This is a genomic window from Micromonospora mirobrigensis, from assembly GCF_900091555.1.
Taxonomy (GTDB): Bacteria; Actinomycetota; Actinomycetes; order Mycobacteriales; family Micromonosporaceae; genus Micromonospora; species Micromonospora mirobrigensis.
The window spans coordinates 492,386-513,025 of sequence record NZ_FMCX01000003.1; the positions used below are offsets into that span (position 1 = coordinate 492,386).

General features: G+C 72.1%; 16 protein-coding genes and 1 pseudogene. 5 read left to right on the forward strand and 12 right to left on the reverse strand.

Annotation, left to right across the window (positions count from 1 at the left end; all coding sequences use genetic code 11):
- Nucleotides 1-22: 22 nt before the first annotated feature.
- On the reverse strand, nucleotides 23-2,422 hold the full coding sequence (gene pcrA, locus GA0070564_RS13430; RefSeq protein ID WP_091608602.1) for a DNA helicase PcrA: 2,400 nt from the start codon (nucleotides 2,420-2,422) through the stop codon (nucleotides 23-25).
- A 305-nt stretch (nucleotides 2,423-2,727) separates the two neighbouring features.
- Here pcrA and GA0070564_RS13435 point away from each other — a divergent pair, with 305 nt between their 5' ends.
- A complete protein-coding gene (locus GA0070564_RS13435; protein ID WP_425412473.1) occupies nucleotides 2,728-3,114 on the forward strand; it encodes a chorismate mutase in 387 nt (128 codons plus the stop codon).
- Nucleotides 3,115-3,303: 189 nt separating this feature from the next.
- Here GA0070564_RS13435 and GA0070564_RS13440 read toward each other — a convergent pair whose 3' ends face one another.
- The 7 genes from GA0070564_RS13440 to GA0070564_RS13470 form a co-directional block, all read right to left on the reverse strand.
- Nucleotides 3,304-4,317: an ABC transporter ATP-binding protein gene (locus GA0070564_RS13440; RefSeq protein WP_091608608.1), complete on the reverse strand. Its 1,014-nt coding sequence runs from the start codon at nucleotides 4,315-4,317 to the stop codon at nucleotides 3,304-3,306.
- On the reverse strand, nucleotides 4,310-5,338 hold the full coding sequence (locus tag GA0070564_RS13445; RefSeq protein WP_091608611.1) for an ABC transporter ATP-binding protein: 1,029 nt from the start codon (nucleotides 5,336-5,338) through the stop codon (nucleotides 4,310-4,312). The genes GA0070564_RS13440 and GA0070564_RS13445 overlap by 8 nt, the downstream gene beginning before the upstream one ends.
- Nucleotides 5,339-5,364: 26 nt before the next feature.
- Nucleotides 5,365-6,336, reverse strand: coding sequence for an ABC transporter permease (locus GA0070564_RS13450; protein WP_091608616.1), 972 nt, complete (start codon nucleotides 6,334-6,336; stop codon nucleotides 5,365-5,367).
- Nucleotides 6,329-7,255 (reverse strand): ABC transporter permease, encoded by a 927-nt coding sequence (locus tag GA0070564_RS13455; RefSeq protein ID WP_088973147.1) that lies wholly within the window; start codon nucleotides 7,253-7,255, stop codon nucleotides 6,329-6,331. Before GA0070564_RS13455 ends, GA0070564_RS13450 begins: the two co-directional genes overlap by 8 nt.
- Before the next feature lie 170 nt (nucleotides 7,256-7,425).
- Nucleotides 7,426-9,066: a peptide ABC transporter substrate-binding protein gene (locus GA0070564_RS13460; protein WP_091608621.1), complete on the reverse strand. Its 1,641-nt coding sequence runs from the start codon at nucleotides 9,064-9,066 to the stop codon at nucleotides 7,426-7,428.
- Between the two features lie 594 nt (nucleotides 9,067-9,660).
- On the reverse strand, nucleotides 9,661-10,347 hold the full coding sequence (locus GA0070564_RS13465; RefSeq protein ID WP_091608626.1) for a response regulator: 687 nt from the start codon (nucleotides 10,345-10,347) through the stop codon (nucleotides 9,661-9,663).
- A 2-nt stretch (nucleotides 10,348-10,349) separates the two neighbouring features.
- A complete protein-coding gene (locus GA0070564_RS13470; RefSeq protein WP_245669988.1) occupies nucleotides 10,350-11,549 on the reverse strand; it encodes an ATP-binding protein in 1,200 nt (399 codons plus the stop codon).
- Between the two features lie 238 nt (nucleotides 11,550-11,787).
- Here GA0070564_RS13470 and GA0070564_RS13475 point away from each other — a divergent pair, with 238 nt between their 5' ends.
- The 3 genes and pseudogenes from GA0070564_RS13475 (at nucleotide 11,788) to GA0070564_RS13485 (ending at nucleotide 15,336) form a co-directional block, all read left to right on the forward strand.
- Complete coding sequence (locus tag GA0070564_RS13475; RefSeq protein WP_091608631.1) at nucleotides 11,788-13,401, forward strand: PspC domain-containing protein; 1,614 nt, start codon at nucleotides 11,788-11,790, stop codon at nucleotides 13,399-13,401.
- Nucleotides 13,398-13,661 (forward strand): annotated as a pseudogene (locus tag GA0070564_RS13480) (hypothetical protein); the annotation flags it as partial. The gene GA0070564_RS13475 and the pseudogene GA0070564_RS13480, both read left to right, overlap by 4 nt.
- A gap of 427 nt (nucleotides 13,662-14,088) precedes the next feature.
- Nucleotides 14,089-15,336: a phosphatidylserine decarboxylase gene (locus GA0070564_RS13485; protein ID WP_091608635.1), complete on the forward strand. Its 1,248-nt coding sequence runs from the start codon at nucleotides 14,089-14,091 to the stop codon at nucleotides 15,334-15,336.
- A gap of 60 nt (nucleotides 15,337-15,396) precedes the next feature.
- Here GA0070564_RS13485 and GA0070564_RS13490 read toward each other — a convergent pair whose 3' ends face one another.
- From GA0070564_RS13490 to GA0070564_RS13500, 3 genes are all read right to left on the reverse strand, one after another.
- Nucleotides 15,397-16,317, reverse strand: a complete 921-nt coding sequence (locus tag GA0070564_RS13490; protein ID WP_091608639.1) for a CDP-alcohol phosphatidyltransferase family protein — start codon at nucleotides 16,315-16,317, stop codon at nucleotides 15,397-15,399.
- 345 nt (nucleotides 16,318-16,662) lie between these two features.
- Nucleotides 16,663-17,574, reverse strand: a complete 912-nt coding sequence (locus tag GA0070564_RS13495; RefSeq protein WP_091608643.1) for an NUDIX hydrolase — start codon at nucleotides 17,572-17,574, stop codon at nucleotides 16,663-16,665.
- 60 nt (nucleotides 17,575-17,634) lie between these two features.
- On the reverse strand, nucleotides 17,635-18,582 hold the full coding sequence (locus GA0070564_RS13500; protein WP_091608646.1) for an NUDIX hydrolase: 948 nt from the start codon (nucleotides 18,580-18,582) through the stop codon (nucleotides 17,635-17,637).
- A gap of 144 nt (nucleotides 18,583-18,726) precedes the next feature.
- Between GA0070564_RS13500 and GA0070564_RS13505 the strand changes: the two genes are divergently transcribed.
- The gene (locus tag GA0070564_RS13505) at nucleotides 18,727-19,071 is read left to right on the forward strand and encodes a PspC domain-containing protein (RefSeq protein ID WP_091608649.1); all 345 of its coding nucleotides are present in this window, start codon (nucleotides 18,727-18,729) and stop codon (nucleotides 19,069-19,071) included.
- A 7-nt stretch (nucleotides 19,072-19,078) separates the two neighbouring features.
- On the opposite strand, the gene guaA is transcribed toward GA0070564_RS13505, so the two are convergent.
- Nucleotides 19,079-20,635: a glutamine-hydrolyzing GMP synthase gene (gene guaA / locus GA0070564_RS13510; protein ID WP_091608652.1), complete on the reverse strand. Its 1,557-nt coding sequence runs from the start codon at nucleotides 20,633-20,635 to the stop codon at nucleotides 19,079-19,081.
- Between the last annotated feature and the right edge of the window lie 5 nt (nucleotides 20,636-20,640).

Genomic DNA, 20,640 nt, shown 5'->3' on the forward strand with positions numbered 1-20,640 from the left:
CGGCGACCGGGCCGTCGTCCGTTCAGATCTTCTCGACCGGGGCGTGCCGCAGCACCAGCCACATCGTCTGGTCGCCGAAGTCGATCTGCGCCCGGGCGCCCGGGCCGTGCCCCTCCACCGCGAGCACCCGGCCGAGGCCGTACCGCTGGTGGTTGACCCGGTCCCCGGCGGCGACCTTCGGGGCCTGCGGCAGCTCGCTGGCGGTGGCCAGCCGGCTGCCGTCGACGCCGAGCTTGCGCGCCAGCTCCGCCGCCTTGGGGGTGCCCCCGGCGAAGCCGCCGCGCGGCACCCGGTCCGCCCGGCCGCCGACGCCACCACCCCCGCCCGCCCACGAGGTGTACGACCCCTCGGTGCGCTCCCAGCGCACCAGCTCCGGCGGCAGTTCCTCCAGGAACCGGGACGGCGGGTTGTAAGCCGGCTGCCCCCAGGCCGACCGGGTGACCGCCCGGGACAGGTAGAGCCGTTCCCGGGCCCGGGTGATGCCGACGTAGGCCAGCCGGCGTTCCTCCTCCAGCTCGCGGGTGTCGCCCAGCGACCGCAGGTGCGGGAAGACCCCGTCCTCCAGGCCGGTCAGGAAGACCACCGGGAACTCCAGGCCCTTGGCGGTGTGCAGCGTCATCAGGGTGACCACGCCCTGGTGGTCGGGGTCGTCGGAGGGGATCTGGTCGGCGTCGGCGACCAGCGCAACCTGCTCCAGGAAGCCGGCCAGGGTGGCCCGCTCCCCCTCCTCCCCCAGCGCCTCGATCCGCTCGGTGTACTCCCGGGCGACGCTGACCAGCTCCTGGAGGTTGTCCACCCGGCCGGCGTCCTGCGGGTCGAGACTCTCCTCCAGCTCGGTGAGGTAGCCCGAGCGGGTCAGCAGCGCCTCCAGCACCTCCTCCGGGGTGCCGGTCTCGGCGAGTTCCCGGGCGCCGTCGAGCAGCGCCACGAAGTCGGCGATGCCGTTGGCGGCGCGGGTGGAGATGCCCGGCGCGTCCTTGGCCCGGCGCAGCGCGGCGCCGAAGGAGATCCGGTCCCGGCTGGAGAGCGCCTCGACGCAGGCCTCGGCCCGGTCGCCGATGCCCCGACGCGGGGTGTTCAGGACCCGGCGCAGGCTGACCGTGTCGTCGTCGTTGACCACGGCGCGCAGGTAGGCCAGCGCGTCCCGGACCTCCTTGCGCTCGTAGAAGCGCACCCCGCCGACCACCTTGTAGGGCAGGCCGACCCGGATGAACACCTCCTCGAAGACCCGGGACTGGGCGTTGGTGCGGTAGAAGACCGCCACGTCGCCGGGGCGGGTCTCGTCGGCGTCGACCAGCCGGTCGATCTCCCGGCCCACCCAGTCCGCCTCGGCGTGCTCGGTGTCGGCGACGTAGCCGACGATCCGCTCGCCGGCACCGGCGTCGCTCCACAGCCGCTTCGGCTTGCGGGAGGTGTTCCGGTCGATCACCGCGTTGGCGGCGTTGAGGATGGTCTGGGTGGAGCGGTAGTTCTGCTCCAGCAGGATCGTCCGGGCGTCGGTGAAGTCCCGCTCGAACTCCAGGATGTTGCGGATCGTCGCGCCGCGGAACGCGTAGATCGACTGGTCGGCGTCGCCGACCACGCAGAGCTCCGCCGGGGCCAGCCCCTCGGTGCCGGCGACCAGCTCCTTGATCAGGGTGTACTGCGCGTGGTTGGTGTCCTGGTATTCATCCACCAGGACGTGCCGGAACCGGCGGCGGTAGGTCTCGGCGACGTGCGGGTGCGACTGGAGCAGGTGCACGGTCGTCATGATCAGGTCGTCGAAGTCCAGCGCGTGCGCCTCGCGCAGCCGCCGCTGGTAGAGCGTGTACGCCTCGACGAGCGCCCGCTCGTTGGGGCCCTTCGCCCCGGCGGCGAACGTCTCCGGGTCGGTCAGCTCGTTCTTCAGGTTGGAGACCTGCGCGGCCAGCCCGCGGGCCGGGTAGCGCTTCGGGTCCAGGTCCAGCTCGCGGGTCACCAGCTGCATCAGCCGCCGGGAGTCGTCCGCGTCGTAGATCGAGAAGGTGGACTTCAGCCCGGCGTGCTCGTGCTCGGCGCGCAGGATGCGCACGCAGGCCGAGTGGAACGTCGACACCCACATCAGCCGGGCCCGCGGGCCGACCAGGTGGGCCACCCGCTCCTTCATCTCACCGGCGGCCTTGTTGGTGAAGGTGATCGCGATGATCTCGCCGGGGTGCACGTCCCGGGCGGCGAGCAGGTAGGCGATCCGATGGGTCAGCACCCGGGTCTTGCCGGAGCCGGCGCCGGCCACGATCAGCAGCGGGGAGCCGGCGTGGGTCACCGCGTCCCGCTGGGGCCCGTTGAGGCCCTCGACCAACTGCTGCGGGTCGAGGTGGCCGCGGGCGGGCCCGGGCCGGTGCGGCGCGGGGCGGGCGGGCTCGGGCGCGGACGGGGACGCGGGGATGTCGAAGAGAGGATGCATCGCACGGCGAGTCTATGCCGCCGGCCGGACACTTCCCGCCCGCGTACGCGCCGGGGAGACGAAGGCGTCATCCCACTGGTTGGCGGAATCCTTGCGAGCGCCGTCGAGCTGCCGGCATACTCGACGACGTGTTCGGTCAGCGCTTCTACTTTTACTACGGCACCGGGAGTCCGGCAGCCGTGGGTCGCGCCTGATCAACCAGACCTACGAAAAGCCCCGGGCTCGAGGAGCCCGGGGCTTTTTCGTCCCGGTTCCCGGCACCGGGCCCGATCTCGGCGAGGAGTACGGCGATGATGGCAGATGTGATGCAGTCCGACGGCGCGCAGCGGGCGGCCGGTGACCGGCCCGGCGCGGTGGACGGCGGCGCGGACGGCGACCGGCCCACCGGCAGCGCCAACGGCACCGGCGACACCAGCACCGGCAGCGGCACGGGCACGGAGGATTCGGCGGCCGCCGCCCGGATCGTCGCCATCCGGGAACGGATCGACGAGATCGACCGCACGATGATCGCCCTCTGGCAGGAGCGGGCCGCCCTCTCCCAGCAGGTGGGTGCCACCCGGATCGCCTCCGGCGGCACCCGGCTCGTGCTCTCCCGCGAGCGGCAGATCCTGGAGCGGTTCCGGGAGGCCCTGGGCGCCGACGGCACCCAGTTGGCCCTGCTGCTGCTGCGGGCCGGCCGCGGACCGCTGTGAGGCGTACCGCCCACACCGGCAGCCGGGCGGCACGCCCGGTGGACCCGTCGGGCGGCGTACCCGGGCCGGCTGCCGCGGGTGGGACGGCCCGGGCCCGGCGGGCGGACGCCGCCGGCCCACGGCCCGGGCCCGGAAACGACGAACCGCCTGCCGGCGTCGTGCTGACGCAGGCAGGCGGTCCGGCGAGGGTCACCCCTCGTAGCTGGCGACGATCTCCCGCTTCTCGGCGAAGTGGCAGGCGCTCGGGTGGTCCGAGCCCGGCCGGATCTCCAGCAGCGGGACCTCCTGGGCGCAGACGTCCTGCGCCTTCCAGCACCGGGTGCGGAACCGGCAGCCCGACGGCGGGCTGATCGGCGAGGGGACGTCACCGGTGAGCCGGATGATCGTCTTGTTCTCCCGCAGGGTCGGGTCCGGCACCGGCACTGCCGAGAGCAGCGCCTGGGTGTACGGGTGGGTCGGCCGCTCGTAGATCTCGTCCTCGGTGCCGATCTCCACCATCTTGCCCAGGTACATCACCGCGACCCGGTCGGAGAGGTGGCGCACCACGGACAGGTCGTGCGCGATGAACACGTACGACAGGCCGAACTCCGACTGGAGCTTCTCCAGCAGGTTCATCACCTGCGCCTGGATCGACACGTCGAGCGCGGAGACCGGCTCGTCGCAGACGATCACCTCGGGCCGCAGGGCGAGCGCCCGGGCGATGCCGATGCGCTGGCGCTGACCGCCGGAGAACTGGTGCGGGTACCGGTTGATGTGCTCGGGGTTCAGGCCGACCAGGTCGAGCAGTTCCTTGACCTTGCTCCGCCGGCTGCCCTTGGGGGCCACCTCCGGGTGGATCTCGAACGGCTCGCCGATCAGGTCACCGACCGTCATCCGCGGGTTCAACGAGGTGTACGGGTCCTGCATGACCAGCTGGATCTGCCGGCGCAGTCGACGCAGCGCGCCGCCGGAGAGCCGGGAGATGTCCTGGCCCTTGTAGAGCACGCTGCCGGCGGTCGGCTTCTCCAGGTTCATCAGGACCCGGGCCAGCGTCGACTTGCCGCAACCGGACTCGCCCACCACGCCGAGCGTCTCGCCGGCCTTCAGGTCGAAGGAGACGCCGTCGACCGCCTTGACCTGACCGATGGTCTTCTTGAACACCACACCGCTGGTCACGGGGTAGTGCTTGACCAGGTCACGGACCTCGATGATGTTCTCAGTCACGGTTCACGAGCTCCTCGGCGAAGTGGCACGCGCTGGCCCGACCGGCGCCGACCTGCAGCAGCGGCGGCACCTTCTCCCTACACACCGGCTGGGCCATCGGGCAGCGCGGGTTGAACGGACAGCCCGGCGGGATGTTCATCAGGTTCGGCGGCAGGCCCTTGATCGTACGCAGCTCCTGGCCCCGCTCGTCCATCCGCGGGATCGAGTTGAGCAGGCCGAGCGTGTACGGGTGCGCCGGCTTGCGGTACAGCTCGAACACGTCGGCTTCCTCGACGATCCGGCCGGCGTACATGACCGCGATCCGGTCCGCGACGTCGGCGACCACGCCGAGGTCGTGGGTGATCAGGATCATGCCCATCTGCCGCTCCCGCTGAAGCTCACCGAGCAGGTCCATGATCTGGGCCTGCACGGTCACGTCCAGCGCGGTGGTCGGCTCGTCCGCGATCAGCACCTCGGGGTCGAGGGCCAGCGACATCGCGATCATCGCGCGCTGCCGCATACCGCCGGAGAACTGGTGCGGGTAGTTGCTGTACCGACCCTTGGCGTTCGGGATCTTCACCTGGTCGAGCATCTCGACCGCGCGCTTCTTCGCGTCCGCGCGGCTCATGCCGCGACGGATGCGGAACTGCTCGGCGATCTGGAAACCGACGGTGAAAACCGGGTTGAGGGCGGAGAGCGAGTCCTGGAAGATCATGGCGATGCCTTCGCCACGGATCCGCCGCCGCTCCTCGGCGGACATCTTGAGCATGTCCTTGCCGTGGAAGCGGACCTGGCCGTTGGTGACGAACCCCGGCGGGGTGTCCAGGATGCCCATGATGGTCTGGGCCGTCACGCTCTTGCCGGAGCCGGACTCGCCGAGCACGGCGAGGGTCTCCCCCGCTTCGACGTGGTACGTGACCCCGTTGATGACCTTGGCGACGCCGTCCCGGGTACGGAACTCGACTCGCAGGTCTTCCACCTCGAGCAGCCGACCCGAGGGGCGGCCGGATCCGTCGGCGCCCGGTGCGGACTGCTCGGACACGAGAATGTCGGACACTTCAGTCTCCCCTATCGGAGCTTCGGGTCGAGGGCCTCGCGGACCGCTTCACCGAGCATCACGAAGCTCAGCACGGCGAGAACGAGGAACAGCGAGGGGAAGAACAGCAGGGACGGCGAGACCCGGATGAAGCTCTGCGACTCGCTGATCATGATGCCCCAGGAGACCACCGGGCTCTTCAGGCCGACGCCCAGGAACGAGAGCGTCGCCTCGGCGCCGATGAAGGAGCCGACCATGATCGTGCCGTAGACCAGCAGCGGCGCCAGGCAGTTCGGCAGCAGGTGCTTGAGGACGATCCGGCCGGTGCCGGCGCCGAGCGCCCGGGCGGCGACGATGTAGTCCGCCTCCTTGGTGGAGAGCACCGAGGACCGCATCAGCCGCATCACGACCGGCCAGCTCAGCACGATCAGGGAGACGGTGACCAGCCCCATGATCTTCCACTGGCTGTTGCTGGTGCCGGAGCCGTTGAAGGTGGTCAGGATGACGATCGCACCGAGCACGAACGGCAGGCCGAAGAAGACGTCGGCGACCCGGCTCAGCACCGCGTCGACCCAGCCGCCGCGGTAGCCGGCGATGACGCCCATCGCCCCGCCGACCAGCAGGGTGCCGAGCACGGAGAGCACCGAGACCACGATCGACGCACGGGCGCCGTAGATCACCCGGGCGTACACGTCGCGGCCCTGGAAGTCGTAGCCGAACCAGGCGTCCCCGGAGGGCTTGCCCAGGCTGCGGTCCAGCGAGCCGTTCACCGCGTCACCGGAGGTGAACAGCTGCGGGAAGGCGGCCATCAGCAGGAAGAGCAGGATGAAAAGCGCCGAGATCCAGAACAGCGGCTTGCGACGCAGGTCCAGCCAGGCGTCGCCGAGGAGCCCGCGGGGCTTCTCCTTGCGGTCACCCTGCGGCGCCCCGACCGGCGAGACGGTCTCGGTGGGCTGCTCGGCGCGGGGGGTGCTGACGATCGAGGCGGTGCTCGGGTCACTCATAACGGATCCTCGGGTCCAGGGCGGCGTAGAGCAGGTCCACCAGCAGGTTCATCAGCAGGTAGACGAGCACCAGGACCACCACGATGGAGACAACGGTAGCGCTCTCCTTGGTGACGATCGCCCGGTAGACCTGCCGGCCGATGCCGTTGATGCCGAAGATGCCCTCGGTCACGATCGCGCCGCCCATCAGGGCGCCGAGGTCGGTGCCGAGCAGGGTCACCACGGGGATCAGCGAGTTGCGCAGCAGGTGCACACCGACGACCCGCCGCATGGGCAGGCCCTTGGCGATCGCGGTGCGGACGTAGTCGGCGCGCCGGTTCTCGGCGATGCTCGTCCGGGCCACCCGGGCGATGTACGCCATCGAGGCGCTACCGAGCACGAAGCCGGGCACGAGCAGTTCGGTGATCCGCATCTCACTGGAGACGGTGGGGGTCACGATGCCCCACTTCACGCCGAGCAGCCACTGGAGCACGAAGGCGATGACGAAGATCGGCAGCGCCAGGAGGAAGAGCGTGGACACCAGGACCAGGTTGTCCAGGAAGCCGTTGCGGCGAAGGCCGGTCAGCACGCCGGCACCGAGTCCGATCACGGCCTCGATCAGCAGGGCGACCACGGCCAGCTTCAGCGTGTTGGGGTACGACGTCATGATGATGTCGTTGATCGACCGGCCGCCGAACGTCTGCCCGAAGTCCCCCTGGAACAGGTTCTTCATGTAGGTGGCGTACTGCACGAAGATCGACTGGTCGAGCTGGTACTTGTCGGTCATGAAGTCGACGTACTGCTGCGGGCAGCGTCGCTCGCCGCACTTGCCGGCGAACGGGTCACCCGGCACCGACCAGACGAGCCAGTAGATCAAGAACGTCGTACCGATGAAGACCGGCACGAGTTGCAGTAGCCGTCTCAACAGATAACGGCCCATGGGGTGGTCCTCCTGACAGGGGGCGCGTCGGGCGGCCGACACGGGGGTGGCGACAAACGCGAGGGAAGCCGTCTCGCGGAACGCGAGGGAAGCTACACCCTCTCGCGGAACGGCCCCAGGTCGGGCTCACCAGAGGTGGTGAGCCCGACCCGGGGGTCATGCCGTGTTGATCAGAGCTCGATCGAGGTGATGTCCGCCTCGCCGACGTTGTTCAGCTCCATCTTCTTGATCTTCTCCGAGTGGCCGGACTGCTGGCCGTAGAAGTAGATCGGGATGGTCGGAACCTTCTGGTCGACGACCGCGACGGCCTCGGCGAACTTCTCGTGCGAAGCCTCCAGGCTCGGCGCGCCAGAGGCCTCCTTGGCCAGGGCGTCGACCTGCGGGTCGCTGAACTTGCCGTCGTTCGAGGAACCACCGGTCACGAAGAGCGGGTTGACCCAGTTCTCCACGTCCGGGTAGTCCTGCTGCCAGGCCGCGCGGTACGGGCCCTTCATCTTGTACGCGTTGATGTTCTGGCGGAACACCGCGAAGGTCGGCACACCCTCGGCGCGGGCGTTGATGCCCAGGTTGGTCTTGACCTGCTGCGCGACCGCGTCCATCCACTCCTTGTGGCTGGAGTCGGCGTTGTAGTAGAAGACCATCTCGCCCTGGAAGCCACCGGCCTCCTGGAGGAGCTGCTTGGCCTGCGTCGGGTCGAACTTGCAGACGGTGCAGTTACCCGGCTTGGCGCCCGGGGTCAGCGGGTTGGCCCAGCTGTCAGCCGGCTTGCGGGTACCGAAGAAGATCTTGTCGGAGATCTCCTGGCGGTTGATCGACAGCGAGACGGCCTTGCGCAGCTTCTCGTTCTGGAAGCGCTTGTCGTAGATCGGGAACGCGATGAACGCGGTCGACGGCGTGACGGTGTTCATGGCGCGGTCGCCCAGGTCGGACTTCCACTTCTCACCGGCCAGCGCGGAGGTCGGGATCGTCTCCAGGAAGTCCAGGTTGCCGGAGAGCAGGTCGTTGTAGGCCGCCCCCTCGTCCTGGTACATCTTGACGGTGACGTCCTTGATCTTCATCTTGTCGCGCAGGTTGTAGTCGTCGAAGCGGGTCAGCTTGACCGCGACGTCGTCCTCCCACGACACGAACTTGACCGGGCCGTTACCGATCGGCTTCTTGCCGAAGTCCTCGGCCTTCTGGGTGAAGAAGGCGTCCGGCAGCGGCATGAAGGCGCTGTAGCCCAGCTTGGTCGGGAACACGGCGGTCGGCGCGCTCAGCGTGACCTCGAAGTTCCAGTCGTCGACGACCTTCAGACCGGACATCTTGTCGGCCTTCGGAGTCGGGGCCTTCTTCGGGCCGTCCTCGTCCGGGTCGGTGGTGTTGACGTCGGCGAAGCCGGCGATGTCAGAGAAGAAGCTGGAGTTCGCCGCGCCGTTGGGCGAGTAGGCGGCCCAGTTCCAGGCGTCGACGAAGTTCTTGGCCTTGACGACGGTGCCGTCGTGGAACTTCGTGTTCTCCTTGATCTTGATCTTGAAGACCTTGGAGTCGGTGGTGTCGATCGACTCGGCAACCGCGTTCTGCGGGGCGCCACCGTTGTTCGGGTACTCGACCAGACCGGTCCACAGCCAGTCGACGATCTTGCCGCCACCGGTCTCGGTGGTGTTCGACGGCACCAGGGGGTTCTCCGGCTGCACGCCGTTGATGGTGACCGCGCCGTCGGCGCTGCCGCTGCCGCCCTCGTTGCCGCCGTTGTCGCCGCTCGAGCAGCCGGACGCGATGAGCGCGACTGCCGCGCTCAGCGCAACGGCGCTCGCCCGCTTCGAGACTCTCATTCCGAGGGGCCTCCTCTTTCTGACCTGGTTCCGTCGTGGGTTTCACGCACGTGAAGGGGGGTGACACCGCCGGTGGCCCCACGGGACCGCCGGTTTACCGCAGTGAAATCGGGACACCCCTGATGTACCGATCCGCCGGGCTGCCGCACCTCCGCGATCGGCACCGCGCAGGGCCGATGACCACGGAGCCACGCTCAGGGGCGAGGTCCCATGGTGCTCGGGCCGAACGGGGTGCCTCACACCGGGGGTGAGGTGCTGCCACTGTGACACCCACCGGCCGCTTCCGTGAAGGTGCCGTTATCAAGCCGTTAGTTGGCTGGCACGTTGCCGATACTTGAGAAAAGATCATGAAACATCGCGGTCGCACCGTTCTGAGCAGGTAAGACCCGGCAGCGCACCGGACAAGAAGGCCCTCAGCGGCCGGATCAGGGCAAGCCGTGTCCGGTCGCCGCAGGTCAGCCGCCTGGAGCCGGAATCCACCCGTCCGGACGATGCTCGCCTCGCCCGTGCGGACCGAGCCGCCCTCCGGTCGCACAGGGGCAGGATCGGTTCACCGCGCCGACCCGATCCCCGACCGAAAACGATCAGAAGCGGTCAGACCAGCCGGCGGTCCGCCGCCCAGCGGGACAACTCGTACCGGTTGGACATCTGGAGCTTGCGCAGCACGTTCGACACGTGCGTCTCCACCGTCTTGATGGAGATGAACAGCTCCTTGGCGATCTCCTTGTACGCGTACCCCCGGGCCAGCAGGCGCAGCACCTCGCGCTCCCGGTTGGTGAGCTGGTCCAGCTCGGGGTCGGCCACCGGCGCGTCCGGCCGGGCGGCGAAGGCGTCCAGCACGAACCCGGCCAGCCGGGCGCTGAACACCGCGTCCCCGTCGGCCACCCGGCGGATCGCGTCGGTCAGCTCGTCCGGCGAGATGGTCTTGGTGACGTACCCCCGGGCACCGGCCCGGATCAGCCCGATCACGTCCTCCGCGGCGTCGGAGACGCTCAACGCCAGGAACCGCACCTGCGGGTGGGTACGTCGCATCGCCTCCAGCACCGCCCGGCCGCCGCCGTCGGGCATGTGCACGTCCAGCAGCACCACGTCCGGACCGGTGGCGGCGATCCGGCTGACCGCCTCGGCGACGGTGCTCGCCTCCCCCACCACCTCGACGTGACCGCCCAGCTCCGACCGGACGCCGGCGCGGAACATGGCGTGGTCGTCGACGAGGAAGACCCGAAGGCGCCCGGCCGGCGCCGACGCGCCCTCGACCGGTCCCGACCCGTGCTCGGCCATGGTCATCTGTCCCTCTCCGCTGTGCCGCCGCCGTTGCCGGTGATCGGCAGGATCAACCGGACCTCGGTGCCCTCACCCGGACCGGAGCGGATCTCCGCCCGGCCGCCGTGCCGCTTCATCCGGCCGATGATGGAACCTCGTACCCCGTGCCGGTGGTCCTCCACCGTATCCGGATCGAAGCCCCTGCCCCGGTCCCGGACGAAGACGCTGACCTGGTCGGGCTCCACCTCGGCATAGAGCGAGACGGTCTGCACCTCGGCGTGCCGGGCGGCGTTCACCAGCGCCTCCCGGGCCGCGGCGACCAGCGCGCCGACCCGCTCGTCGGTCTCCCGGTCACCGACCACCACCGCCTCGACGGTGATCGCGAAGGTGTCCTCGACCTCGGCGGCGGCCTGCTCCAGGGCGGCCGCGAAGCGTTCGTTGGGCGAGGCGGTGGGCCGGTAGAGCCAGTTGCGCAGGGACCGTTCCTGGCCCCGGGCCAGCCGTTGCACGGTCTTCACGTCGGCGGCGTTGCGCTGGATCAGCGCCAGCGTGTGCAGCACCTGGTCGTGCACCATCGCCGCCAGTTCGGCGCGCTCCTGCTCACGGATCCGCCCCTCCCGCTCGGAGCGGAGCTGGTTCCAGGTGCGCCACAGCACCGGCGCCGCGACCACCCCGACACCGGCCAGGCCGACCAGGGCGAAGATGACGCCGTTGACCACGACGTCGAAGTTCTGCACCGGGGAGTAGACGGCGACGACGCCGATGATGCCGACCGCGACGAGCACCCCGCCGCCGATGAACCGGAGCACGAAGGCCCGCCGGTCGCTCTCCTCCACCACCGCACCCAACCAGGGCACCGGCATCGAATCGCCCCACTGCCGGCGGCGCTCCGGGGCGGACTGGTGCCAGATCACCCCGGCCCCGACCGCGATGATCGCGACCAGCCAGCCGGCGGTGCCGGCCGCGCCCACCGAGTGGAAGACCATCATCTGGACCAGCAGCACGCCCAGCCCGATCGCCACGAAGGGCAGCAGCTCGGCAACGTCCCGCCGGGCCGGGGCGGCGGTGTCACCGGGGCGCAGCGGGACGACCGCCCAGAAGGCGGCGTAGAGCAGCAGGCCCAGCCCGCTCAGCCCGAGCAGGACCATGAAGGCGATCCGTACCCGCACCACCGAGATGCCGAGGTGCTCGGCGATGCCGGCGGCGACGCCCGCCGCCATCCGGTGCTCGGGCGCCCGGTAGAGGCGGGGTGGCTGGGTCACGGTGCTGATCGGAGGCTCCCGGTTGCGGTCGACGGACGGTGCCGTCGCGGGGTGGCGGCGCCGGTACCGATCGTCACACGCGGTGCACCCCACGGACCACGGGGACGCCCCCGACATTCGCCACCCGGCGATCTCAGGGTGGGGTCAGGGTCGGGTCCTGAGGACGCTCGGGCGGATCGCGCAGCAGGATCGACGCATGACCGACGACGCCGCCCGTCCGCCCCTGCCCGGGGCGGCACCGCAGGACGCGCCACCGCCGGCGGCGGCCACCCCCGCCGGCCCCCAGCCCGCAGCGGACTCCGCCACGCCACCGCCGCCCGGCCCGACCTGGTCGGGCGGGGGCTCCGCCGGCCCGCCGCCGGACGCCGGCCCGCAACCCCCACCCGGGTACGCTCCGCCGCCCGGCGCCGGCTTCACCTCCCGGTACGGCCTGGTCCGGCCCCGCGAGGGCCGCTACCTGGCCGGTGTCTGCGCGGCGATCGGCCGGGCCACCAACACCGACCCGGTGCTCTGGCGGGTGATCCTCGCGGTGCTGGGCTTCTTCGGCGGCATCGGCGTCCTGGTCTACGTCTCCGCCTGGCTGATCATCCCCGGCGAGGGGGACACCGCCTCCCCGGTCGAGTCGATGCTGGGACGCGGCCGGTCGAGCATGTCGCCGGTCACGGTGATCGTGCTCGGCATCCTGGTGGCGGTGAGTTTCGGCTACATCGTCACCGACGCCTTCCGGGCGGTGCTGCTCGGCGCGGCCATCCTGGTCGGCGGCGCCCTGCTGCTCAACCGGGACGACCGACGCCCGGTCGCCGGGCCGGCCCCGGGCCCGGTCCCGCCGGGTCCGCCGGCCGCACCACCCGGTCCGGTCCCGCCGGTCGCCTGGCCGGCGCCGGCTGCCACCGTCGCGCAACCGTCCGTCGTGCCGGCGGAGCCGGTCTCCGGCGGTCCGGTGGCCTACCGGCAGGCGGCCCCACCTGAGGTCGGCTACCCACCGGCCGCCCGGCCCGAGGTCGGCTACCCACCGGCCGCCGATCCCCTGGCGGGATACCGGCCGGCGTCGGCGCCGCCGGTCGGCGTACCGCCGGTGGCACCGCTGCCGCCGGCCGGCTACCGCCCGCCGTTCGCCCCCGGCGGTCCCTGGGCGGGCGGTCCCCGGCCACCGGCCGGACCGACGGCCCCGCCGAGGAAACCGCCGAAGCGGCCCCGGGAGCGGTCCCCGCTCGGTGCGGTCACCTTCTCGCTGATCTTCCTGGCGCTGGGTGTGGTGGCGCTGCTGGACCTGCTGGACGTCTTCCCCATCGGGGCGGCCGCGTACTTCGCGGCGGCGCTCACGGTGATCGGCCTGGGCCTGCTCGTCGGCGCCTGGTTCGGCCGGGCCCGCTGGCTGGTGGCGCTCGGCCTGGTCACCGCCGCCGCCCTGGGCGTCGCCACGGTGGCCGACTCCTACGACGGGGTCGGCGGCCTCGAGGGTGACGTGACCTGGGCCCCGGCCAGCTACCAGGAGCTCGCCGTGCGCTATCGCAACGACCTCGGCAACGCGGTGCTGGACCTGCGCGCGGTGGACTTCGACAAGAGGGAGACGACGGTCGACGTGACGGTGAACCTGGGCAACGCCACCGTGGTGGTGCCGCCGGACGTCGACGTGACCACGGTCGCCGAGGTCCGCGCCGGCGAGGCGGTGGTCTTCGGGGAACGCTCCACCGGACTCGGTGGCCAGCCCCGGAAGGAGGTGACCGACCTGGGCAGGGACGGACCGGGCGGTGGCCGGCTGCGGCTGGTCGTCCACGTCAACGCGGGCAACCTGGAGGTGACCCGGTGAAGGCGCACCGCACGGACGTCGTCTCGCTCGGCTTCGGACTGGTCTTCCTCATGCTGTCGGCCTGGTGGCTGCTCGCCCAGCTGCTCGGGCTGGCCCTGCCGCCGGTCGGCTGGTTCCTCGCCGGCGGCCTGCTCCTGGTCGGCGTGCTCGGGCTGGTCGGCGCCCTGCGCTCGGCCCGGCCCGACCCGGCCGCACCCGCCGCCGCCGAACAGGGCTGGTCGGCCGCGCCCGGCACCACGGAACAGGGCTGGCCGCCCGGGGAGGTGCCACCGGTCGACTCGGCGGCGACCGGCTGGGGGAACCCGGACGCCGCCCGGCCGGCCGGCGACGAACGGCCCACGGCCGAGTTCCCGCCGCAGCGGCCGGACGCCGACGAGTGGCGTACCGGGGCGTCGACGGACGAGCCGCGTACGGCGGTCGAGGACCGGGTGGCCGACGAGCCGGCCGGCCCGACCGGCTGGTCCGCCCCGGCACCGCCGGCGGACCCGGCCGAGCCCGCCGAACCACCGGCCCGGGACGGTTGAGCGCGGCGGTGGGCGGCCCGCGGTCCGGCGCTTATGCTGGCCGTGGAGAACTCGCTCCGCCGGCCGGCCCGCGCCGCCCGGGCCCCGACCGCCGCCGAGCCGCTCGGCCCGTGCGTCCGGTCCGCCGCGATTCCCTCCCTACCTCGTCAGGAGTCCTTCCGAGATGACCCAGACACCCGCCGTGCGGATCTCCGGCCGGCCCGGCCCGGTCCGCGTCGGCGAGCGCGCCGCCCGTACCCTCGTCAGCGAACTCGCCCGTCGCAACGACCCGAAGTCCGCCCTGCTGGTGGGGGTGACGCCGGAGTCCGCCGTGCTCGCCGCGGCGGTCGACGCGCTGCTGCCCGGTGACACGCTCACCGTCGTGCCGGCCGAGGCGGCCACCTCGGCCGCGCTGCGTGAACACGTGACGGCCCAGGGACGCTGGGTAGCCGACCGGGTCCGGGTCGTGGACTCGCTCGCCGAGGCCGACGCCGCCGAGGTGGTGATCGCGGCCGAGCCGTTCGCCGGCACCGCGGAGGAGACCCGCGCGGCCGTGGACGGTCTCGCGAAGTACCTCACCGACGGCGCGGTGCTCAGCGTCGCCGCCCCGCTGCACCGGACCGCCGGGGCGAGCGCCGAGCTGGACCGGCACGGCGTGCTGTACGGGTTCCGCACCGACCTGGTGCTGCGCAACACCCCGCCGGTGCGGGTCCACCACCTGCGCTTCACCCCGGCGAGCGCGGCGCTGGCCGGCCGGCTGGCGCCCGCGTACCGGCCGTCGAGCGTGCCGCTGACCCGGGGCATGCACATCGACTCCAACGGTGTGGCCGCGGCCGGCATCACGCTCGGCCTGGCCGCGCTGGCCCGGATCACCCGGCCGAAGTCCAGGCTCTGGCTGCTGCCGGCCCTGGCCGCCGCCCCGGTGGCCGCCTTCTTCCGGGACCCGGAGCGGGACGTGCCGGAGGACCCGTCGGCCGTGGTGGCCTCCGCGGACGGGCAGGTCCTCTCGGTGCAGCGGCTGCGCGACGAGCGGTTCGGCGAGGGCGAGTGGCTGCGGATCGCCGTCTTCCTCTCGGTGCTGGACGTGCACGTCAACCGCTCCCCGGTGGCCGGCAAGGTGGTCGACTACTTCGTGGCCGACGGCGGCTTCGTCAACGCGATGAAGCCGGACGCCGAGCACAACGTCGCGGCGTACACGGTGCTGGACACCGAGCACGGCACCGTGGTGGTGGCCCAGCGGACCGGGCTGATCGCCCGGCGCATCGTGCAGCGGGCGCCGATCGGCTCGCTGCTGGCCCGCGGTGAGCGCTTCGGGCTGATCCGGTTCGGGTCACGCACCGACGTCTACCTGCCGGCCGAGTCGGCCGAGCCGCTTGTCGGCCCCGGGGACAAGGTGGTGGGCGGCTCGACCGTCATCGCCCGCTGGAGCTGACCAAGGAGACACGAGAAAGGGGCGCCGCTGGTCGCGGCGCCCCTTTCTTCGTGCTTCGGATCAGACCGTCCGGCGCTGGTGCAGCCAGAGCAGCGGGCCGCTGACCAGGTAACCCACCACCACCAGGGCGAAGGTGAGCCGGATGTCGACCAGCGCGCCGACGACCGGGGCGAGCCAGAGCCACGGCGGGAGCTTGACCAGCCGGGCGAGCTTGGCGTACGGGAAGCTGGAGACCATCGCGAAGGCGAGCAGCGCCACCCCGGCCACCAGGACCGCGCCGGGGACGGGCAGCCCGATGGCGACCGTCAGGGCGAGCACCGCCGCCGACATGGTGGTCGGTACGCCGCAGAAGAACCGGCCGTCCTTGGGTGAGACGTTGAACCGGGCCAGCCGGATGGCGGCGCAGGAGGCGACCAGTGCGCAGGCCACCGCGGCGGCGGCCGGCGGGGCCGAACCGGCCAGCGAGGCGTAGACCACCACCGGCGCGGCCAGGCCGAACGAGCACATGTCGGCCAGCGAGTCCATCTGGGCGCCGAACGGGCTGGCCACCCCGAGCTTGCGGGCCAGGGCGCCGTCCAGACCGTCGAAGATCACGCAGGCGATGAGGAAGAGAGCCGCGATCCGGGCCTGGCCGTTCATCGCCACGAAGATCGCGTTGATGCCGAGCATCAGGCTGGCCAGGGTGCACGCCTGGACGAGCGCGAACTTCATCCGGCGGGACGCGGTGCGCTCACCCGGGAGCAGCGGGATCGACATCGCGGGCGAGTCGTCCACCGGGAGGCTCGGCGCGAGGGCCGGGCTGACCGGCATGACGGCCTCGACCTCGGCACGCTCGTAGCGGGCGCGCCCGCGCCGGCGGAGCTGCCGGTCGACGTAGCGGGGCTCGGGCAGGACCAGGTCGGTCCCGGGCATCAGGTCGCCGTCGCGGCGGCCCACCCGGACCAGCAGCACCTGGCGGGCGAACGTGCTGCTGCGGCGCAACGGGCCCGCCCAGCGACGCCCTGCGGGGCGCGGACTGTCAGTCGTACGACGCCGGCGCCATGGGGCTCTCGGCACGTTTCCTCCATCACCGGATCGACTGGCCGCCACGAGGGCGGGTGTCCGGCTGTCTCGTGCCGGACCGCTCTTGGCCCGGCAGCCGTTAGCGGAGTACACCATTGCACAGGGGAACGGGGCTTGGCGATAGCTGCCGGCGGTACTTATATCAGGCTTAAACCGCGCGAACCGCCTTCTTATTCCCATCCCGGGCTCCATCGCCCGTTTTCTTCGCCAGCCCTCACCGCTGACTGTACCGGAGGCCACCGATGTCGGCCCGGCGAGCGGTATCTATCGCCCCCGACGTCCGGTTGCCAGCGCGGCCACCTCGGTCAGCCGCAACGTGTCGAGTTCGGCGGGCGGGAACCAGGCCGCCCGGGAGGTGGAACCCCCGGCCAGCTCGGTCACCCGCGCCTCGGTGGGGTCGTCCACCACCACCCGGTAGATCACCCGCACGCCGTGCCAGTCCAGCGGGCGGCCCTCCGGCCCCCACGCTGCCGGGTTGTGCAGATTGTCCACGCCGATCAGCTCGACCACCCGACCCAACTGGCCGGCCTCCTCGACCAGCTCGCGGAGCAACCCGGCGGCCGGCTGCTCGCCGTGGTCGGTGCCGCCGCCGGGCAGGTGCCACCGCCCGGCTCCCGGATAGCCGGGCGCGATCTGGGTCAGCAGCACCCGACCGCCCGGGTCGGTGACCAGCCCGTACGCGCCGAAGCGCAGCCGCCGGTCGACCGGCGGCGCATCGGTCACCGAGGCCGGGGCGGTCCGGGGCAGGTCTCCCGGGAGCGGGGTGACCGGCAGCCCGAGCAGCTCGGCGGTGAACGGCATCAGCGGCAGCCCGGCGGCCTCGGCCGGGGTCACCCAGGCCAGTTCGTCGGTGCCACCGTCGACCTCCGGCCGCAGCTCGCCGGAGCGGACCTCGACGTCGAAGAGCAGCCGGTCGACGTGCAGCGCCACGCCCGCGTCGGGGAAGGTGAGCACGTCGGCCACCGCGGCCCGCAGCCCGGTCGGGGCGACGGTCAGCCCGGTCTCCTCGGCGAACCCACGGACCAACGCGTCGGTCGGGTGCTCGGCGTGCTCCAGCCCGCCACCGGGCAGCTGCCACACCCCGGGGACCGGGCCGGCCGCCGAACCCCGGGTCAGCAGCACCCGCTCACCCTCGCGCAGCACCCCGTACGCGCCGACCCGCCGCTCCTGCCGCATCGACCGCTCCCCCCGCCTCCCGTAGCGCCTCGTCGATCATGAGCGTACGGGAGAAGGGGCTCAGGTGAGCTGGGCGGCGTGCACGGCCTCGGCGGTCACCTCGGTCAGCCGGTCGGCGGGCAGGGCGCCCAGCTCGTCCCGGGCGAACCAGCGCGCCTCGCAGGTCGAGCCGCCGATGTCGGCCACCGTGGGCGGGGCGGGCTGGTCGACCACGACCCGGTAGAAGGCGCGTACGCCGTGCCAGTCGATCGGGTAGCCCTCCGGGCCCAACGAGGCGGCGTCCCGGTGGCTGGCCACCCCGAGCAGCTCGACCAGGCGGCCGGTCTGCCCGGTCTCCTCGACCAGCTCGCGGATCAACGCCGCGCCGGGCTGCTCGCCGTAGTCGGTGCCGCCGCCCGGCAGGTGCCAGCAGCCGGCGCCCGGGTAGCCGTCGGAGACCCGGGTCAGCAGCACCCGACCGGCCGGATCGGTCACCACGGCGTACGCGGCGAAGCGCTGGGCCCGGTGCAGCCCGTCGGGGCCGGGCACGGCGTAGAAGGAGGGGAACTCCGGCGCCTCGTCCGGGACGATGTCGGCGGAGGAGGCGGGCAACCCGAGGGCCCGGGCGGTGAACGAGCGCAGCGGCAGCCCGCGCGCCTCGTCGAGGGTGAACCAGCGGGCCAGGTCGGTCGGGCGGTCGACCCGCTCGGTCAGCGTGCCGCCGCGCACCGTCACCCGGTAGAGCAGCCGGTCGGTGTGGATGGTGATGCCCCGCTCGGGCAGGGCCCGCATGTCGGCGAGGACGTCGTGCAGGCCGGAGACGGCGACCGAGAGGCCGGTCTCGGCGGCGGTCTCCCGGACGACCGTGTGGTTCGGGTCCTCGCCGTGGTCGACCGCCCCACCGGGCAGGGACCACGTGCCGGGGGTGCCGGAGCGCTCCGATGCGCGGACCAGTAACACTCGGCCGACTGAGTCAGCACAAACTGCGTATGCCGCGATCCTGCGGAGCGGCTCCAGCAAGGTGGTCACGGGTGCAAATTCTCCCCCGACCGGGTTACCTCCATCGAAAAGAGTCAGATTCCTGACTCTTTGCTGGCGTCTCAGGGATCGATCAGGGTAGGAGTCCGGGCGGTCACCGAGGTCGGCCCGCGACCGGCGAGGGACCGTGGGGACATGACCTCCACGATCCCTCCCCAGGCCCCGTACAAGCAGCTCCGCCGACCCACGACCGACCGGATGCTGGCCGGCGTGGCCAGCGGCGTCGGCCGCTACCTCGACGTCGACCCCACCCTGGTCCGGGTGGTGTTCGCGGTGAGCACGCTGCTCACCGGCGGGTTCGCCGCGCTGGCGTACCCGATCATGTGGTTCCTGATGCCCGAGGAGCCGGCCGGCGCCCCCGCCTGGCCGCACCCCGCGGCCGCCACCGCCGCGCCCGTGGCCTGGCCGGCGCCGGCCACCGGGCCGCTGCCGACACCGGCACCGGAGCCCCGGCCGGCGCCCACGCCGCCGGCCGGGTGAGCCGGGCTCACTCCCACTCGATGGTGCCCGGCGGCTTGCTGGTCACGTCCAGCACCACCCGGTTCACCTCGGCCACCTCGTTGGTGATCCGGGTGGAGATCCGGGCTACCACGTCGTAGGGCAGCCGGGACCAGTCGGCGGTCATCGCGTCCTCGCTGGAGACCGGGCGCAGCACCACGGGATGCCCGTAGCTGCGCCCGTCACCCTGCACCCCGACGCTGCGCACGTCCGCCAGGAGCACCACCGGGAACTGCCAGACGCCGCGGTCCAGGCCGGCGGCGGTCAGCTCCTCGCGGGCGATCAGGTCGGCGCGGCGGAGTACGGCGAGCCGCTCCTCGTCGACCGCGCCGATGATCCGGATGGCCAGGCCGGGGCCCGGGAACGGGTGCCGCCAGACCATCGCCTCGGGGAGCCCGAGCTGGAGACCGAGCGTGCGGACCTCGTCCTTGAAGAGCGTGCGCAGCGGCTCGACCAGGGCGAACTTCAGGTCCTCCGGCAGGCCGCCGACGTTGTGGTGGCTCTTGATGTTGGCGGTGCCGGTGCCGCCACCGGACTCCACCACGTCCGGGTAGAGGGTGCCCTGCACCAGGAACTCGACGTCACCGTGCGCGGCGACCTCCCGGGCGGCGGCCTCGAAGACCCGGATGAACTCCCGGCCGATGATCTTGCGCTTCTGCTCCGGGTCGGTCACCCCGGCCAGCGCGCCGAGGAACCGCTCCCGGGCGTCGACCACCTTGAGCTTGATCCCGGTGGCCGCGACGTAGTCCTTCTCCACCTGCTCGGCCTCGCCGGCCCGCAGCAGCCCGTGGTCGACGAAGACGCAGGTGAGCTGGTCGCCGACCGCCTCGTGCACCAGCGCCGCGGCGACCGCCGAGTCCACCCCGCCGGACAGCCCGCAGATGACCTCCTTGTCACCGACCTGCGCCCGGATCCGGGCGACCTGCTCCTCGATGATGTTCTCGGGCGTCCAGGTCGGCTCGATGCCGGCGATGTCGTAGAGGAACCGGGTGAGCATCTCCTGGCCGTGCGCGGTGTGCCCGACCTCCGGGTGGAACTGCACCCCGGCCCGCCGCCCGGCCACGTCCTCGAACGCGGCCACCGGCGCGCCCGCCGACTCGGCGGTCACCGTGAAGCCCGTCGGCGCCTCGGTCACCGCGTCGCCGTGGCTCATCCAGACCGGCAGGTCCGCCGGCAGGTCGCGCAGCAGCACGCCGGGCTCGGTCAGGCGGGGACGCAGCGGGGTGCCGCCGTACTCCCGGTTGCCGGTGCGGGCCACCGTGCCGCCGAGGGCCTGGGCCATCGCCTGGAAGCCGTAGCAGATGCCGAAGACCGGGACGTCGGAGTCGAACATGCCGGCGTCGATCTGCGGGGCGTCCGGCGCGTAGACGCTGGACGGGCCGCCGGACAGGATGATCGCGGCCGGGTTCTTCGCCAGCATCTCGGCGACGGGCATCGAGTGCGGGACGATCTCCGAGTAGACCTTCGCCTCGCGCACCCGGCGCGCGATGAGCTGGGCGTACTGGGCTCCGAAGTCCACCACGAGGACGGGGCGAGGCGTGGTCATGGTGC

What these genes read in the sequence shown, in the direction of transcription:
- pcrA (WP_091608602.1), bottom strand. Translation starts at nt 2,422, where the DNA reads ATGCATCCTCTCTTCGACATCCCCGCGTCCCCGTCCGCGCCCGAGCCC.
- GA0070564_RS13435 (WP_425412473.1), top strand. Translation starts at nt 2,728, where the DNA reads ATGCAGTCCGACGGCGCGCAGCGGGCGGCCGGTGACCGGCCCGGCGCG.
- GA0070564_RS13450 (WP_091608616.1), bottom strand. Translation starts at nt 6,336, where the DNA reads ATGAGTGACCCGAGCACCGCCTCGATCGTCAGCACCCCCCGCGCCGAG.
- GA0070564_RS13455 (WP_088973147.1), bottom strand. Translation starts at nt 7,255, where the DNA reads ATGGGCCGTTATCTGTTGAGACGGCTACTGCAACTCGTGCCGGTCTTC.
- GA0070564_RS13460 (WP_091608621.1), bottom strand. Translation starts at nt 9,066, where the DNA reads ATGAGAGTCTCGAAGCGGGCGAGCGCCGTTGCGCTGAGCGCGGCAGTC.
- GA0070564_RS13465 (WP_091608626.1), bottom strand. Translation starts at nt 10,347, where the DNA reads ATGGCCGAGCACGGGTCGGGACCGGTCGAGGGCGCGTCGGCGCCGGCC.
- GA0070564_RS13470 (WP_245669988.1), bottom strand. Translation starts at nt 11,549, where the DNA reads ATGGCGGCGGGCGTCGCCGCCGGCATCGCCGAGCACCTCGGCATCTCG.
- GA0070564_RS13475 (WP_091608631.1), top strand. Translation starts at nt 11,788, where the DNA reads ATGACCGACGACGCCGCCCGTCCGCCCCTGCCCGGGGCGGCACCGCAG.
- GA0070564_RS13485 (WP_091608635.1), top strand. Translation starts at nt 14,089, where the DNA reads ATGACCCAGACACCCGCCGTGCGGATCTCCGGCCGGCCCGGCCCGGTC.
- GA0070564_RS13495 (WP_091608643.1), bottom strand. Translation starts at nt 17,574, where the DNA reads ATGCGGCAGGAGCGGCGGGTCGGCGCGTACGGGGTGCTGCGCGAGGGT.
- GA0070564_RS13505 (WP_091608649.1), top strand. Translation starts at nt 18,727, where the DNA reads ATGACCTCCACGATCCCTCCCCAGGCCCCGTACAAGCAGCTCCGCCGA.
- guaA (WP_091608652.1), bottom strand. Translation starts at nt 20,635, where the DNA reads ATGACCACGCCTCGCCCCGTCCTCGTGGTGGACTTCGGAGCCCAGTAC.